Origin of the sequence: Streptomyces sp. enrichment culture, assembly GCF_964272855.1 — a bacterium.
GTDB lineage: Bacteria > Actinomycetota > Actinomycetes > Streptomycetales > Streptomycetaceae > Streptomyces.
Genome location: NZ_OZ186847.1, coordinates 296,390 through 310,668, shown reverse-complemented (window position 1 = coordinate 310,668; position 14,279 = coordinate 296,390). Strand labels below are relative to the sequence as shown.

Here is a 14,279-nt window from a genome sequence, read left to right as displayed (position 1 = left end):
TTTAGGACGCGGTGCAAGGCTCGGCTCGGCGGGCGGCGGTCCCCGGAGGACCACCGCCCGCGGCCTCCGATGACCCCGTGCCGGAAGGAACGACGCATGGCGACGCTTGAAGGCGGGACCCGCAAGGAGTTGCTCGACGCGAGCGACGAGACCATCGAGGACGCCGTCCGGTACGCCGACCCGATGGTGCTGCGGGGCCTGCTGTACCAGTTGACCGGCGACGACGAACTCGCGGCGACGAAGGTCACGACCGTGCCGGCGGGCGTGCTCGAGATGAAAGTCCCGGCCGGTGACGAGGACACCGCGCTCCTGTGGCACAAGGCGGCGCGCTTCCTCAAGGCCTACCGCGACGCCGGAGCCGGTCACATCGAGCCCGGTCCCGCCGAGCGCCTGCCGGTCAGCCTGGCCCTGGCGGCGGGCGAGGAGATCCCCGAAGAGGACATGGGGCTGTGGCTGGAGGACCTGGCCCTCGACCCGTGGGCCCGCGCCCTGCACTGGCAGGCCCCGCCGCCCCCCGAACGGCTGGCGGACTTCCACGTCACGGTCATCGGCGCGGGCATGGGCGGCCTCAACGCGGCCGTCCAGCTGAAACGGGCGGGCATCGCCTACACGGTCGTCGAGAAGAACTCCGGTGTCGGCGGCACCTGGTGGGAGAACCGCTACCCGGGCTGCCGCGTCGACTCCCCGAGCCGCGCGTACACCCACCTCTACGGCGTCGACTTCGGCTACCCGTACCCGTTCTGCCCGGCGGAGAAGAACGCCGAGTACTTCGAGTGGGTCGCCGACGAGTTCGCCGTCCGCGACGACATCGTGTTCGACACCGAGGTGCGCGCGATGGAGTGGGACGAGGACTCCGGGACGTGGACGATCCACGTGGCGGGCCCGCAAGGGGAGCGCACGCTCCGCTCGAACGCCGTCATCTCCGCCGTCGGCTTCCTCAACCGGCCGAGTGTTCCGCGGATCGAGGGAGCCGAGGAGTTCGCCGGCCCGTCCTGGCACACCGCCCGCTGGCCGGCCGGGACCGACCTGGCCGGCAAACGGGTGGCCGTCATCGGGACGGGCTGCACGGGCTACCAGCTCGTCCCGGAGCTGGCCCGGCACGCCGGGCACGTCACCGTCTTCCAGCGCACACCGCAGTGGCTGTTCCCCGTGCCCGGCTACCGCTCGCCCTTCCCCGACCAGGTCACCTGGCTCGACCGGAACATGCCGTACCACACCAACTTCACGCGGTTCAGGGCCACATACGCGACCAACGTGCTCGCGACGGCCACCGAGATCGACCCCGACTACGACGACCCGCACGCCCTCAGCGCCGTGAACAAGGCGGCGCGGGACACCGCCGTCGCCTTCCTCGAGCACAAACTCGGCGACCCCGCGCTCGTGGCGAGGATGACACCGCCCCACCCGGTGCTCGCGGCGCGACCCGTCCTGGTGGACCCCGAGTACAGCGTCCTCGACGCCATCCAGCGGGACGACGTCACACTCGTCACCGACGGCATCCGCCGGATCGGCCGCACCGGGATCGAGACGGCCGACGGCACCCGGCACGACGTGGACGCCATCGTCTACGCGACCGGCTTCCGCGCCGGGGACTACCTCTTCCCGATGAAGATCACCGGCCGCGACGGGCGCACACTGGACGAGCTGTGGAGCGAGGGCGGAGCACGCGCCTACAAGGGCTGCATGATGCCGGGCTTCCCGAACCTGTGGACCATCTACGGCCCGAACACCAGCAGTATGCTCAACATCCCCACGTACCACGAACTCATCACCGTCCACGCCCTCGAATGCGTCGAGCGGCTGATCCTCGACGGCAAGAAGGCGATCACCGTGAAGGAGGAGCCGTACCGGCGGTTCAACGAGCAGGTCGACCGCCGCAACCTCACGAAGACCTGGAGCGACCCCCGGGCGCGCAACTACTACTGGACCGAACGCGACCGCACGGCCACCCAGTGCCCCTTCTCGGCCGGGGAGGTGTGGCGCTTCCTGCGCCACGCGGACTTCGCGGACCTGGACATCCGCTGAGAGGGCCCGCCCGACACCATGAGCAGCATCGTCGAGTTCTTCGTGGCGCCGGACGACACGTCGGCGGCAGGGGCGCTTCAGCACGGGCCGGGACGGGCGTTCGAGTCGCTGTCCTTCGGCAACTTCGACGTGGAGGAGGCCGTGGTCGAGTGGGAGTGCCTGCTGGCCGGCGGCAGCTTCGACGAACTCGTCGACGCCGGTGAGCCCCGGTTCGTCGCCGAGCAGGACGACGGCGGGAGCGTCGTCTTCGCGATCTCGTCACGCCTGTCCGCCGCACTCGCCGCGGCCGAGCGCTCCCGGCTGCGGGAGGCGGCGGTGGCGTGGGCCGAACAGCGCGCCGCCGACGGCGAGGTCGTCCACACCGAGATCGCCGAGGCGCTCCTGACCGGTCTGGCTGCCCTCGTCGGCAGCGCCCGGCACCGGAACCGGGCTGTCTACTGCTGGGTCGCGTAGACATCTCCCCGGGCGGTCAGTCGTCCGCGCCGCAGCAGTGCGGTGCCGCCGCACCCGTCGGCGCCGCCGTGTCCATGCGGCAGAAGCAGGACGACTCGACGGGGACGTCCGCCAGGGCGGTCGCGAGCTTGAGCTGATGGGCGACGAGCCGGGCCTCCGCCGTCTTGCCCAGCCGGAGCAGGCACTCGTGGAAGCCGTGCAGGGACCAGACGTTCCCAGGGTGCTGGCAGGCGCGCGGCAGAGTGTCGTCCAGGCCGAGGTCGGCCCGGTAGACGGCCTCCGCTTCGGCGACCCGCCCCTGCTCCAGCAGCAGGGCGCCGTAGGCGTGCCGGGTGGGCTGCATCCAGCCCCACGGCTCGTCGTAGGGAAGGCCGTCGTCCAGGGCGATCGACCGCTCCAGGGCGGCGAAGGCGGCGTCGAAGTCGCCCTTGCGGTACTCCAGTTCGCCGTCCAGCATGGCCGACGCGATGGCGAGGATGTCGGCGCAGGTGTTGTTGAACAGCATCCGCGTCGCGGGGACGCGCGCGACCGCCGCGCGGAACAGCTCCCGCTCCTCCTCGGCCTCGCTGATCCGGCCGGTCGCGGAGAAGGCGACGCCCCGCGCGTAGTGCAGCATCGCGGTGGTCACGCAGTACAGCTCCCGGTCCGCCGGCAGCGGCAGTCCGAGGATGTCGGCCCAGCGGCCGAACCGGATCAGCACGTGCACCCGCATGGCGAGGAAGCCTTCCAGCCAGTCGGCCATGGGCGGGCTCGGCACCCGCAGCAGCTCCTCCGGGATGGACGCCTCCAGCTGGGCCGCCGTCCGCAGGGCGGTCTCGGACTGGCCGAGGAACATCGCCCCGTAGATCTTGAAGTGGTAGTTGTGCGACCGGTACAGCGTGTAGAAGTTCATCGCCCCGGCACGCTCGTGGAACTTCTCGTCGGCGGCGATCGCCAGGCTGTTGTCCGCGACGACCTGCCGGTAGTCGCCGCACAGCACTTCGAGGTGTGAGGGCATGTGCTGGAGGTGACCGGCGTCCGGGACCAGACCGCGCAGCCGGTCGGCGACCGGCAGGGCGGCCTCCGGCGTCGGGGACATCTCCATCAGATGGGTGTACATGTGCAGGACGCCCGGATGGCCGCGGCCGTCCTCCGTGGCGAGCGCACGGTCGAGCACGGCCTTGGCCTCCAGTGTGCGCGCGCCCTCGGCCTGCTCGCCGGTGCGCAGGTCCCACAGTTGCCAGGGGGTCAGGTTCATCAGGGCGTCGGCGTACAGGGTGACGACGTCCAGATCGTCGGGGGCTAGCTCGTAGACGGCGCGCATGGCGTCGGCGTACGGCGTGTTCCACACCGAGCAGTCCTCGACCGGCCGGGACTGCGGATAGCGGGCGCGCAGCGCGCCGATCAGCGCACGCTCGACGGGCGTGGCGCCGGCCGCCTTCTCGTGCGCCCGCTCCACGGCGGCATGGGCGCGCTCTACCGTTCGGGGCAGTTCCTGATCGTCGAAGAACTCCCACGGCTTGTTGTAGTTGGGGCCGAGCGCGTAGGCGATGCCCCAGTACGCCATGGCGCAGTCGGGGTCGGCCGCGGCGGCCGTCTCGTAGCAGCGGACGGCCTCCTCGTGGTGGAAGCCGTACGTCCAGGCCAGGCCGCGGTCGAACCAGAGCCGGGCCTCGGCGGACGCGGTCGTCACCGGACGGGAGTGAGTGCCGAGGTCGTAGTAGTCCATGGGGTGCCTCCCGAACTGTGCGTACGCCGCCCGGCCCGCACGCACACGGACGGTGCGCCCTCGCCGGGGCCCGACACCCAGCGTAGTGGCGTCCTCACTCGTCTGACGCGGTGGGCGGTGAACAGCCCGCCTGACGGAGCTGACAAGGTGGGCGCATGCGTCTGTACGAAGAACGTCTCGGCGTCCCGAGGTCGTGGTTCTGGTTCGCCGCGATGCTGGGTGTGATGGCCGCCGCCGTCCTGCTGCCCTTCGGCGCGGTGACCGCCGCCGGCGGATGTGTCACGGTGACGGCCCTGGCGGCACTGGCACTGCGCGTCTACGGCGCCGTCCGCATCGTCGTGACGGGCGGACACCTCGTCGCGGGCTCGCTGCGCTTCCCCCTCAGCTCGCTCGGCCTGGCCGAGATCCTGGACGCCGAGGAGGCGTTCCTGTGGCGCACCCGGCGGGCCGACGTACGCGCGCTGATGCTGCTGCGCGGCTACGTCCCGACGGCCCTGCGCATCGAGATCGACGACCCGGACTGCGCCGCGCCGTACCTGTACCTGTCCACCCGGCAGCCGACCACCCTGCTCGCCGTACTGGGCTTCGCCCGCCGCTCGCCCGCGCGGGGCGGCACGGAGGTCGGCTGACGACCGCGTACCGGTGTTGTGAGGCGGTACGCGGGGGCGCGTGACAGCGGACGCCGTTCCGCTCCGCGCGCCCGCGCTCGCTGAATCCGGCGAACAGGACTTCACGCATATGGCCTTCCAGCGGCGCGTTCGGCTGGACTACGGCACGAGTCGCACTCCGCCGTCGGCATGTCCGGGCGTCGCGGAAGTGCCGCCCGACGTGTTCATCCTGCTGTCTACGGGAGGTTGGCGATCGTGCTGTCAGAGTGGACGAGGGCGCTGGATTGGCTGGCCGCCGCGGCGAAGGACCCGCGTGCCTGCCGGGACGACTGGCAGCACGGCGTCACCGGGATCCATCTGCTGGCCGCCGGGCGGCAGTGGGACGTACTGACCGTTCCGGAACGCCTGGGACTGTACGCCGCCGACCTGCTCGAAGCCCTGCCCGGGGTAGCTCCCGGCCCGGTCCTGCTCGACGCCCGGGGCCATCGGGTCGGATTCCTGGTGCCGCCCGAGCCCGCGGCCCTCTGGGCCGGCCACGACGTCCGGTACGTGACCGAGGGCGGCTGGATCGCCGCGCCCGCCCCGCACTGTCGCTGGGGCGCGCTGCACTGGCTCGTCCCACCGGACGGCAGCGGCACCCTCACCCCGCCGTTACTGCTGGAATGTGTGCTGGACCGTGCCCTGCGCGAGCTGACGCGCGCCCATGGCGGGCCCTTGGACCGGCATCTGCCGCCCCGCCGCAGGGACGAGCCGGCGCTGAGCGCGAACGGCGGCGCGGGAGCGTCGCCCGGCTGACCCGCGTCGCCCGGCTGACCCGCGTCGCCCCCGGCCCGCGTCGTCCCCGCCGGGGACGGCCGCGTGCCGGGGGCGTGGCGGACCGCTCAGTCGTCCGAGCCGTTGCTCCGGCTGCCGCCCGAACGCCCCGCCTTGCTCAGCAGTTCACCCGCTCCCACCGTCAGCCGGGCCACCACACGTGCCCAGCGGGGGCCGCCGCGCTCCGCCCACACCACACACGCGCAGCCCCCGATCGCGAGCAGCAGGACGGCGGACAGGACGAGCACGGTCATGGCGGGGTCCCCCTTCGATGATCAACCGTGCCATCCTCTCAGCCCGCGCCCTGTGCTCCCGGCCCTCTCGGCCCTCTTGGCTGGAGCGCCCGTCAGGCCGGCGTCGAGAACCGCTCCCACACCCGGTGCGCGCCCAGCAGCCGGGTGACCTGCTCCAGCGCGGCGGTGGGGGAGTCGGCGAGGACCACGCCCGGCGCGTCCGTGGGCACGCCCGCCGCGTCGAGGGCGGCCTTGCCGTCCGCCCAGGCGCCGATGGCCTTCCCGTGCCGGAACGCCTCCGCCAGCAGCAGCCGGACCCGGGGGTCGCACGTCGCCCGCTCCGCGGCGGTGGGCGTCGACTTCGCGTCACGGGCGGTGTACGCGTCGCTGCCCACCGCGGGGGCGCCGGCCAGCAGCAAGGCGTCGAACTCCACCGAGCGCGCGGTGACATACGTGCGCTGCACCGTCACCGCGCCGTCGCCGGCCGCGAGGGTGCCGCCGACCGGCGCGACGACCAGCGGCACCATGCCCGATTCCAGCACCGCCTCGCGCACCGCGCGCACCCCCTCCAGGTCGCCGTCCGCGCCGGCGACGATGCCGACGATCCGCCCGTCGACCGGCCACGTGTCACCCACCTGGGACAGCGCCGGGCTGGGCGCGACGTCGGCGAGCGGCACGGTCGGCGACGGGGCCGGCAGGCCGAGCCCCTGGGCGACCTGCTCGCACAGCTCCGGGTCGATGTTGGCGAGCACCTGCAGCTGCCGCTCCTTGACGGCCTGCTCGTAGCACTTGCCGAGCTCGAAGACGTACGCGCCGATGATGTGCTCCCGTTCCACCGGCGACATGCTCAGCCAGAACCGGCGGGGCTGGCTGAAGTGGTCCGCGAACGACTCCGGCGCCTCCCGCACCTTCGTCGACTCCGGCACCCGCACCGGCGTCTCGATGTACGCCCCGGTGTCCGCGCCGGCCAGGAAGGGACACCCGCCGTCGAGCGAGTTCGGCCGGTAGGGGGCGGCGCCCCGGTGGACCGCCGTCTGGTGCATGCCGTCCCGCTGCATGTCGTTGACCGGCGCGTGCGTACGGTTGATCGGCAGCTGCGGGAAGTTGGGGCCGCCCAGCCGGGTGATCTGCGTGTCCAGGTAGGAGAACAGCCGGCCCGCGAGCAGCGGGTCGTCGGTGATGTCGATCCCGGGCACCAGATGGCCGACGTGGAAGGCGACCTGCTCGGTCTCCGCGAAGAAGTTCGACGGATTGCGGTTCAGGGTGAGCAGCCCGACCGGCTGCACCGGCGCCAGCTCCTCGGGGACGATGTTCGTCGGGTCCAGCAGGTCGATGCCCTCGAAGGTCTGCTCCGGGGTGTCGGGGAACGTCTGGATGCCCAGCTCCCACTGCGGATAGGCGCCCGCCTCGATGGCGTCGGCCAGGTCCCGCCGGTGGAAGTCCGGGTCCACCCCGCTCGTGATCTGCGCCTCCTCCCACACCTGGGAGTGCACCCCGAGCTTCGGCTTCCAGTGGAACTTCACCAGCGTGGTGCCGCCGTCCGCGGCCACCAGCCGGAACGTGTGGACGCCGAAGCCCTCCATCATCCGGAACGAGCGCGGGATGCCCCGGTCGGACATGTTCCACAGGGTGTGGTGGGTGGCCTCGGTGTGCAGGCTGACGAAGTCCCAGAAGGTGTCGTGCGCGCTCTGCGCCTGCGGGATCTCCCGGTCCGGATGCGGCTTCCCGGCGTGGATGACGTCCGGGAACTTGATCGCGTCCTGGATGAAGAAGACCGGGATGTTGTTCCCGACCAGGTCGAAGACGCCCTCGCTGGTGTAGAACTTCGTCGCGAAACCCCGGGTGTCGCGCACGGTGTCGGCCGACCCGCGCGACCCCAGCACCGTGGAGAAACGTACGAACACCGGCGTCTCCACGTCCTTCGCGAGGAACGCGGCCTTGGACACGGAGGCCGCCGTGCCGTAGCTCTGGAACACCCCGTGCGCCGCCGCGCCCCGGGCGTGCACCACGCGCTCCGGGATCCGCTCGTGGTCGAAGTGCATCACCTTCTCGCGCAGGTGATGGTCCTGCAGCAGCACCGGTCCGCGCGGTCCCGCCTTGAGCGAGTGGTCCGTGTCGTACAACCGGGCGCCCTGGGCGGTCGTGAGATAGGCGCCGGACTGGGCCATCCGGGCCTGGTCGGCGCCGGTGGGCTGACCGGTCGGCGACACGGTCTCCGGGCCGCTCTGGTCGGGTTTGGGCGGCAGCGGCTCCCTCGGCTCGGTCGGTTCGGCGACCGACGGCGACTCGGCCCCCGGCTTGCCGGGGATCCCTTCGGCCGGTCCGCCGTCGCCCTGCAAGCTGTCGGCGACCTTGTGGGCTACCCGCTTCAGGGGATTGGCCTCGCTCATACGTCCTGCTCCTTGGGCTCATGTCGTCTTCACCGCTGGTACCGCCCCGCGCGGGGGGCGCGCAGCGGGTACCCAGGCCCGGGCGGATCACCGGGTGCGAAACCGGGGCGCGGCGCCTGCCCGCCCGTGCCGTCCCAGCGTCGCCGCCCCGCGCCAGGCCCGCGACCGGGTCGGCACCGCCGGGCGACCGGGCTCCTCCTCGGACATCGCGCGGTGCAGGAGTGGCGTGGGTCACAGGCGAGGGTCGATGATGGGAGTACGACCGAGAAGGTGAATGATCACGAGCGACCGTGAGCCGAACAAGGCTCGTCCCCCGTCACAGCATGAGTCCGCCGAGGAACGCGTGTCCGCCCCGGAGGCGATGCGCAGTGCGATCGCCCAGCTCAGCGAGTTGTTGGGCAGGGCACCGGAGTCCGTCTCGTCGCTGAAGCCGACCGAGCGGGGCTGGGAAGCCGACGTAGAGGTCGTGGAGCTGGAACGCATTCCCGCGACGACCAGCGTGATGGCCAGCTACCGAGTGGAACTGGACCCCGCCGGACAGCTGCTGGCATACGAGCGCGGACGCCGTTACACGCGTTCGCAGATCGACCGGACGGACGGGCGGCGTTAGATCGGTTCACCCCTTCGCTGGAAGGGAAGACACCGTGACTGTGATGCCCCAGGGCAACAGTGGTGTTGCCGGAGCCGCGGGTGGCGGCGGCGGGGGAAATCTCTACGACGTGCTCGAACTCGTCCTCGACCGGGGCCTGGTGATCGACGCCTTCGTGCGGGTGTCCCTGGTGGGTATCGAGATCGCGAAGATCGACGCACGGGTCGTCGTCGCCAGCGTCGACACCTATCTGCGCTTCGCCGAGGCATGCAACCGGCTCGACCTCGAGGCGGGCCGCAAGGCTCCGGCTCAGCTGACCGATGTCGTGGAGGGCACCGTCGAGGGAGGGGCCCGCGGCAAGAGCAAGGGGGCGCTGACCGGCGCCGTCGAGGCGGTCACCGAGTCGCTCACCAAGGGGCGGCACGAGAAGGAGCCCGAGGAGCGCGGCTCCGGCCGCCGCCCCGCGAAGGAGCGCCGTCCCGCGCGGGACGAGGAGGAGTGAGCGGGCGATGGCCGTGTACGTGTACGCGATCACCAAGGCATCGCACCCGCTGCGACTGGACGGTGCCGAGGGCGTGGGCGAGCCGCCCGCCGAACTCCGTGTCATCCGTGGCGACCCCGTGTGCGCCGTCGTCAGCGAGGCGGGCGAGTCCCTTTCGGTCGGTCGCCACGACCTGATGGCGCACCACGGTGTCGCGGAACGCCTGTGGGCCGACGGCCCCGTCCTGCCCCTGGGTTTCGGGTTCGTCGCCCAGAGCGAGGACGCCGTGAGCGCCCTGCTGGAGGAGCGGGCCGACGCCTTGGCGCAGCGGCTGGACGAGCTCACCGGGCGGGCGGAGTTCAACGTCAAGGGCCTTGAGGACGAGGACGCCGCGCTGCGTGCCGTCCTGGAGGAGAACGCCCAGGCCCGGGAGCTGAACGAGCGCACCCGCGACGGCAGCGGGACCTACGACGACCGGCTGGCCCTCGGGGAGCTGGTGGCCCAGGGCCTGCAGGCCCGCGACGAGGCCCTGGCCGAGGAGGTCCTGGCCGCACTGCGGCCCCTCGCGCTGTCGGAGAAGGTCTCGCCGCCGTCCAAGCAGTACTTCGTGAACGCCTCCTTCCTGGTCGACGACGAACAGGCGGAGGAGTTCAGCCAGGCCTGCCGCGACCTGGCCGAGCGCTACGGCGAGGGCGTGGAGATCCGGCTGCGGGGGCCGCTGCCGCCGTACAGCTTCGTCTGAGCCGGGCACCGAACGGCACCCGGACGGCACGAGGAGGCGATATGGGACTGGTCGGAGAGGTGTTCCTGCTGCCGTTCGCCCCCGTGAGGGGCATCGGCTGGGTGCTCGACAAGGTGGTCAAGGCAGCCGAGGACGAGTACTACGACCCGGCCCCCGTCCAGGAGGCCCTCATAAACCTGGAGCGGGCGCGGGAGGAGGGCGGGTTGGACGAGGAGGAGTTCGCGGTGCAGGAGCAGGCGCTGCTGGACCGCCTGCAGGAGATCAGGGCCTACCACCTGCAACGTGGCGGGCAGTGAGGGCCGTGACGCACGTACCCGCGAACCGCGGTCCGCGAGGCGAGGAAAGAAGAAGGTCATGAAGAACGCCAAGATCGGCGCGGCCCTCCTGGGTGGCTATGTGCTGGGCCGGACGAAGAAGGGCAAGCTCGCGATCGGCCTGGGCTCGATGCTGGCAGGCTCGCGGATCAATCCGGCGCAGGTCGGCAAGATGCTCCAGGATTCCCCCTTCGTCGACACCCTCACCAAGCAGGTGCGGACGGAACTGGCGGGCGCGGGGAAGGCGGCGGCGACCTCGGTGCTGACGGCGAAGGCCGACAACCTGGCCGACGCCCTGCACGCACGCACGACCGGACTGCGGGACAAGGCACACGCGGCAGAGGACCAGGACACCGACGAGGAAGAGGCCGAGGACGAGGCCGAGGAGGCCGAGGAGGCTGCCGACACCGAGGAGACCGGCGGTACCGACGAGACCGAGGGGACTGACGAGGGTGACGACGGCACGAAGAAGGCGTCTTCCGCCCGCAGCCGTCCGCGCCGCGGCACCTCAAAGTCGAGGAGGCCGGACGATGGCTGAGCAGGCCATGAAGGGACGCGGCTCGGCGGCGGGCAAGCCGGACAAGGCAGGTGGCAAGGCGCGGCAGCAGCCGCAGGGCACGGACCGGCTGAAGGAGGAACTGCAGAGCTACGTCGAGGCCCGGGTCCAGCTGATGCTGGAGGGTGTGGGCCGCCGGATGGGGGAGGGCGCACGCCGGCTGGGCGAGGCGCACATCGGCCCGCGAGGGCTGGTCGGCGCGGCGGCCCGGGGCGGCGGCAAGCTGCTCCAGGGCCACATGCCGTCCAAAGGGGGAGTGCTGACCTCGCTCGCCAAGAGCACCGCCGTCCACGCCAAGGACGCCGTGGTGGACAAGGCCAAGGACGTCGGACGCCAGGGTCTCGAAGGCCTCAAGGGCGGCGGGGCGGGGGACAGGACCCCGGACGCGGCGGGGAAGGGCCTGACCATCATCGAGGACATCGACGTGGGTGTCCCCGTGCGCGAGGCGTACGACCAGTGGACGCAGTTCCAGGAGTTCGGACGGTTCGCCAAGGGCGTGGTCGGGGTGGAGCAGACGGACGACACCACCACGCAGTGGCATGTGAAGGTCGCCAAGGCGAAACGCGACTGGCGGGGCACGATCACCGAGCAGGTGCCCGACGAGCGGATCGCCTGGACGTCGGAGGGCCAGAAGGCCACCACCAAGGGCGTCGTCACCTTCCACCCGATCGGCGAGAACCTCACCAAGGTGCTCCTCGTCCTGCGGTACTACCCCAAGGGACCTGTCGAGCGGATCGGCGGCCTGGTACGGGCCCAGGGCCGCCGCACACGCCTCGATCTGAAGCTCTACCGCACCTTCGTGATGATGCGCGGCGAGGCCACCGGGGGCTGGCGCGGCGAGATCCGCGAAGGCGAGGTCGTGCGCACACCCGAGGAGGTCGAAGAGGAGGAACGGAAGGAAGCGGAGGAGAAGCCCGAGGGGCGGGACGAGGGTGAAGGGAAGGAAGAGGAGCCTGAGGGGCGGGACGAGGAGGAAGAGGAGGAAGAGGAGCCCGAGGGGCGGGACGAGGAGGAGGAACCTGAGGAGCGGGACGAGGACGAAGAGGACGAAGAGGAGGAGTACGACGACGAGGGCGAGGAGCGGTCGGCCGCCTCCGACAAGGACTACGCGTCCGACGAGGAGGACGACTGGGACGAGGAGGACGAGGAAGAGGAAGACGAAGAAGACGACGACCGGGACCGGGACGACCTTCGCGACGACAGGCCGAGTGAGTCGTGACCCAGCCCGACTCCGCCGGCTTCCCGCCCTCCCGGTCCCTCGCACCGTACGGCCAGCAGTCCGGCTCCGGCGCGAACCTCGCCGACATCCTTGAACGGGTGCTCGACAAGGGCATCGTGATCGTCGGCGACATCAAGGTCAACCTGCTCGACATCGAGCTGCTGACCATCAAACTCCGCCTCCTCGTGGCCTCGGTGGACAAGGCCAAGGAGATCGGCATCGACTGGTGGGAGCACGACCCCGCGCTGTCCTCACGCGCGGACAACCGGCCCACCATCGAGGAGCGGAACAGCCTCGAGGAGCAGAACGAGCAGCTGCGCGCCGAGGTCAGGCAGCTGCGCAAACGCGTCGAGGAGTCGGATACCCGGGCCGAGCTGCCGCCGCGCGGATCGAGCGGCACCCGCCGCTCCCGTGATGCGGAGCGGGAGCCCGGCGCCGAGCCGCGGCGCCCCCGGCGCAAGCGGAGCGCCGAAGAGGGGCGGGACCGAGAGCCGTGAGCGGTCAGCTGAGCTACGTCTACGCCGTCGTCCCCGCCTCGGCCACGGCGTCGGCGCGTACGGCACTGGCCGGGGTCCGCGGGGTGGCCGGGGCGCCGGTGACGGTGGTCGACGCCCGTGCGGTGGCCGGCGCCGTCAGCACGGTGCCCGGCGACGAGTTCTCCGAGGCCGCCCTGAGATCGCGCCTGGAGGACCTGGACTGGCTCGAGGCGACGGCCCGGGCGCACCACCTCGTCGTCGACACGCTGGCCGCGCACACCACGGTCCTCCCGCTGCGGCTGGCCACCGTGTACCGCGACGACGCCCGCGTCGAGGAGATGCTGAGCGACCGGGAGCAGACCTTCACCGCGCTGCTGGACCGGCTGGAAGGGCACCTCGAATGGGGCGTGAAGGTGTACGCCGAGGCCGCGCCCGCCCAGGCCGCCCCGTCGCCGGCGCCCGGCGGCCACGGCCCCCCCGGCGGATCCGCCGACGAGCCGGACTCCGGACGCGCGTACCTGCGGCGCCGCAGGCAGCAGTACCAAAGCCGCGAGGACGTGTGGCGGGCCGCCGAGGACGCCGTGCGGCGGACGGAGGAGCAGGCCCGCGGACTGGCGGTGGACCGCGCCCGGCACCGTCCGCAGCAGGGCGACCTGGCCGAGGGGCCCGGCCGGAACGTCGCCAACGACGCCTATCTCGTCCCGCGCCGGCTCGCCGAGGAGTTCCGCGAACGGATGCGGCACGCTGCCGACGGCCTGCCCGGCGTACGGGTGGAGGTCACCGGCCCCTGGGCGCCGTACTCCTTCACCACGCTGCCGGAGGGAGCGCGGCGGTGATGACGGAGCACCCGGCCCACCGTGACGACGACCGCCCGATCAGCGGGCGGCAGGTCGCGCTGATCGATCTCCTCGACCGGCTGCTCAGCGGCGGGGTGGTGATCACCGGCGACGTCGTGCTGTCGATCGCCGACATCGACCTGGTGCGGATCTCGCTGCGCGCGGTGCTGGTCTCCGTCCGGGCTCAGCTGGCGGAGCAGTGGGCGCCGGTCCTGCCTCCCCGGGCGTCCCCGGAACTCGACGAAGGCGGCCATGACGAGTCCGGCTGACCGTCCGCGCGCCGACCGGCTGCGGCAGGTGACCGAGGCCGCGAACCGCGCGTTCTCGCTGCTGCCCGCCCGGCCGGACGACATCACGCCGCCGGCCGCCGGCCAGCCCGCCCTGCGACGGCTGCACGCCGACCCCGACACGGTGGAACGGGACCTCGTCAGACTGGTCCTCACCCTCGTCGAGCTGCTGCGCCAGTTGATGGAACGGCAGGCCCTCCACCGGGTCGACCAGGGCGACCTGACCGAGGAACAGGAGGAGCGGCTGGGCCTGACCCTGATGCTTCTCCACGACCGGATGACCGAACTGTGCGACCGCTACGGCCTCACTCTCGAAGACCTCAACCTCGACCTCGGCCCGCTGGGGCCCCTCCTCCCTTCCGACGAGGGAGGTTTCACCTGACGGTGCTTCACTCTGCGTGAAGTAGTGATTACACTCAATCATGATTTCGTGTGATCTGGGGCGGTTGGGCATGGCACTGGTACGGAGTTCCGGCGTTCTGACGGCGACAGCGACAGCGACAGCGACGGCGACGGCGGTGGTGGCGGCGATCTGCGGTGCCCACGCCC

General features: G+C 71.8%; 17 protein-coding genes. 14 read left to right on the top strand and 3 right to left on the bottom strand.

Features of this window, described 5'->3' with window-relative positions:
- Nucleotides 1–96: 96 nt before the first annotated feature.
- Nucleotides 97–2,025 carry a flavin-containing monooxygenase gene (locus tag ACSU6L_RS01120; RefSeq protein ID WP_437052593.1) on the top strand — a complete coding sequence of 643 codons (1,929 nt, stop codon included), beginning with the start codon at nt 97–99 and terminating at the stop codon, nt 2,023–2,025.
- 18 nt (nt 2,026–2,043) lie between these two features.
- On the top strand, nt 2,044–2,478 hold the full coding sequence (locus ACSU6L_RS01115) for a hypothetical protein (RefSeq protein ID WP_437052591.1): 435 nt from the start codon (nt 2,044–2,046) through the stop codon (nt 2,476–2,478).
- A gap of 16 nt (nt 2,479–2,494) precedes the next feature.
- On the opposite strand, the gene ACSU6L_RS01110 is transcribed toward ACSU6L_RS01115, so the two are convergent.
- The gene (locus ACSU6L_RS01110) at nt 2,495–4,186 is read right to left on the bottom strand and encodes a hypothetical protein (protein ID WP_437052589.1); all 1,692 of its coding nucleotides are present in this window, start codon (nt 4,184–4,186) and stop codon (nt 2,495–2,497) included.
- 155 nt (nt 4,187–4,341) lie between these two features.
- On the opposite strand from ACSU6L_RS01110, the gene ACSU6L_RS01105 reads away from it, so the two are divergent.
- Together ACSU6L_RS01105 and ACSU6L_RS01100 are read left to right on the top strand one after the other, a co-directional pair.
- Nucleotides 4,342–4,815 (top strand): DUF3093 domain-containing protein, encoded by a 474-nt coding sequence (locus ACSU6L_RS01105; RefSeq protein WP_437052587.1) that lies wholly within the window; start codon nt 4,342–4,344, stop codon nt 4,813–4,815.
- A 234-nt stretch (nt 4,816–5,049) separates the two neighbouring features.
- Nucleotides 5,050–5,589 carry a hypothetical protein gene (locus ACSU6L_RS01100; RefSeq protein ID WP_437052585.1) on the top strand — a complete coding sequence of 180 codons (540 nt, stop codon included), beginning with the start codon at nt 5,050–5,052 and terminating at the stop codon, nt 5,587–5,589.
- 86 nt (nt 5,590–5,675) lie between these two features.
- Here the strand turns inward: ACSU6L_RS01100 and ACSU6L_RS01095 are convergent, their stop codons facing one another.
- Both ACSU6L_RS01095 and ACSU6L_RS01090 read right to left on the bottom strand, forming a co-directional pair.
- Nucleotides 5,676–5,861, bottom strand: coding sequence for a hypothetical protein (locus ACSU6L_RS01095; RefSeq protein WP_437052583.1), 186 nt, complete (start codon nt 5,859–5,861; stop codon nt 5,676–5,678).
- Nucleotides 5,862–5,953: 92 nt separating this feature from the next.
- Nucleotides 5,954–8,230: a catalase gene (locus ACSU6L_RS01090; RefSeq protein ID WP_437052581.1), complete on the bottom strand. Its 2,277-nt coding sequence runs from the start codon at nt 8,228–8,230 to the stop codon at nt 5,954–5,956.
- 274 nt (nt 8,231–8,504) lie between these two features.
- Between ACSU6L_RS01090 and ACSU6L_RS01085 the strand changes: the two genes are divergently transcribed.
- The 10 genes from ACSU6L_RS01085 to ACSU6L_RS01040 are packed head-to-tail and all read left to right on the top strand — an operon-like array spanning nt 8,505 to nt 14,112.
- Nucleotides 8,505–8,840, top strand: coding sequence for a gas vesicle protein (locus ACSU6L_RS01085; RefSeq protein ID WP_437052579.1), 336 nt, complete (start codon nt 8,505–8,507; stop codon nt 8,838–8,840).
- A gap of 34 nt (nt 8,841–8,874) precedes the next feature.
- Complete coding sequence (locus tag ACSU6L_RS01080) at nt 8,875–9,321, top strand: gas vesicle structural protein GvpA (protein WP_437052577.1); 447 nt, start codon at nt 8,875–8,877, stop codon at nt 9,319–9,321.
- A 7-nt stretch (nt 9,322–9,328) separates the two neighbouring features.
- Nucleotides 9,329–10,042, top strand: a complete 714-nt coding sequence (locus ACSU6L_RS01075; RefSeq protein ID WP_437052575.1) for a GvpL/GvpF family gas vesicle protein — start codon at nt 9,329–9,331, stop codon at nt 10,040–10,042.
- A gap of 41 nt (nt 10,043–10,083) precedes the next feature.
- Nucleotides 10,084–10,338 carry a gas vesicle protein GvpG gene (locus ACSU6L_RS01070; protein WP_437052573.1) on the top strand — a complete coding sequence of 85 codons (255 nt, stop codon included), beginning with the start codon at nt 10,084–10,086 and terminating at the stop codon, nt 10,336–10,338.
- 58 nt (nt 10,339–10,396) lie between these two features.
- Nucleotides 10,397–10,894: an ABC transporter substrate-binding protein gene (locus ACSU6L_RS01065; RefSeq protein ID WP_437052571.1), complete on the top strand. Its 498-nt coding sequence runs from the start codon at nt 10,397–10,399 to the stop codon at nt 10,892–10,894.
- Nucleotides 10,887–12,131 carry an SRPBCC family protein gene (locus tag ACSU6L_RS01060; RefSeq protein ID WP_437052569.1) on the top strand — a complete coding sequence of 415 codons (1,245 nt, stop codon included), beginning with the start codon at nt 10,887–10,889 and terminating at the stop codon, nt 12,129–12,131. The genes ACSU6L_RS01065 and ACSU6L_RS01060 overlap by 8 nt, the downstream gene beginning before the upstream one ends.
- Nucleotides 12,128–12,628, top strand: a complete 501-nt coding sequence (locus ACSU6L_RS01055; RefSeq protein WP_437052567.1) for a gas vesicle protein — start codon at nt 12,128–12,130, stop codon at nt 12,626–12,628. The genes ACSU6L_RS01060 and ACSU6L_RS01055 overlap by 4 nt, the downstream gene beginning before the upstream one ends.
- Complete coding sequence (locus ACSU6L_RS01050; protein ID WP_437052565.1) at nt 12,625–13,443, top strand: GvpL/GvpF family gas vesicle protein; 819 nt, start codon at nt 12,625–12,627, stop codon at nt 13,441–13,443. The genes ACSU6L_RS01055 and ACSU6L_RS01050 overlap by 4 nt, the downstream gene beginning before the upstream one ends.
- Entirely contained in the window at nt 13,443–13,712 is a 270-nt protein-coding gene (locus ACSU6L_RS01045; RefSeq protein ID WP_365517586.1) for a gas vesicle protein, read from the top strand. Before ACSU6L_RS01050 ends, ACSU6L_RS01045 begins: the two co-directional genes overlap by 1 nt.
- Nucleotides 13,696–14,112: a gas vesicle protein K gene (locus ACSU6L_RS01040; RefSeq protein WP_437052562.1), complete on the top strand. Its 417-nt coding sequence runs from the start codon at nt 13,696–13,698 to the stop codon at nt 14,110–14,112. Before ACSU6L_RS01045 ends, ACSU6L_RS01040 begins: the two co-directional genes overlap by 17 nt.
- The last annotated feature ends 167 nt before the right edge of the window (nt 14,113–14,279 follow it).

Bases quoted from the DNA above. Each gene is read 5' to 3' on its own strand.
- ACSU6L_RS01120 (WP_437052593.1), top strand. From the start codon at position 97: ATGGCGACGCTTGAAGGCGGGACCCGCAAGGAGTTGCTCGACGCGAGC.
- ACSU6L_RS01115 (WP_437052591.1), top strand. From the start codon at position 2,044: ATGAGCAGCATCGTCGAGTTCTTCGTGGCGCCGGACGACACGTCGGCG.
- ACSU6L_RS01045 (WP_365517586.1), top strand. From the start codon at position 13,443: ATGACGGAGCACCCGGCCCACCGTGACGACGACCGCCCGATCAGCGGG.
- ACSU6L_RS01070 (WP_437052573.1), top strand. From the start codon at position 10,084: ATGGGACTGGTCGGAGAGGTGTTCCTGCTGCCGTTCGCCCCCGTGAGG.
- ACSU6L_RS01085 (WP_437052579.1), top strand. From the start codon at position 8,505: ATGATCACGAGCGACCGTGAGCCGAACAAGGCTCGTCCCCCGTCACAG.
- ACSU6L_RS01065 (WP_437052571.1), top strand. From the start codon at position 10,397: ATGAAGAACGCCAAGATCGGCGCGGCCCTCCTGGGTGGCTATGTGCTG.
- ACSU6L_RS01090 (WP_437052581.1), bottom strand. From the start codon at position 8,230: ATGAGCGAGGCCAATCCCCTGAAGCGGGTAGCCCACAAGGTCGCCGAC.
- ACSU6L_RS01095 (WP_437052583.1), bottom strand. From the start codon at position 5,861: ATGACCGTGCTCGTCCTGTCCGCCGTCCTGCTGCTCGCGATCGGGGGC.
- ACSU6L_RS01060 (WP_437052569.1), top strand. From the start codon at position 10,887: ATGGCTGAGCAGGCCATGAAGGGACGCGGCTCGGCGGCGGGCAAGCCG.
- ACSU6L_RS01110 (WP_437052589.1), bottom strand. From the start codon at position 4,186: ATGGACTACTACGACCTCGGCACTCACTCCCGTCCGGTGACGACCGCG.
- ACSU6L_RS01075 (WP_437052575.1), top strand. From the start codon at position 9,329: ATGGCCGTGTACGTGTACGCGATCACCAAGGCATCGCACCCGCTGCGA.
- ACSU6L_RS01040 (WP_437052562.1), top strand. From the start codon at position 13,696: ATGACGAGTCCGGCTGACCGTCCGCGCGCCGACCGGCTGCGGCAGGTG.
- ACSU6L_RS01105 (WP_437052587.1), top strand. From the start codon at position 4,342: ATGCGTCTGTACGAAGAACGTCTCGGCGTCCCGAGGTCGTGGTTCTGG.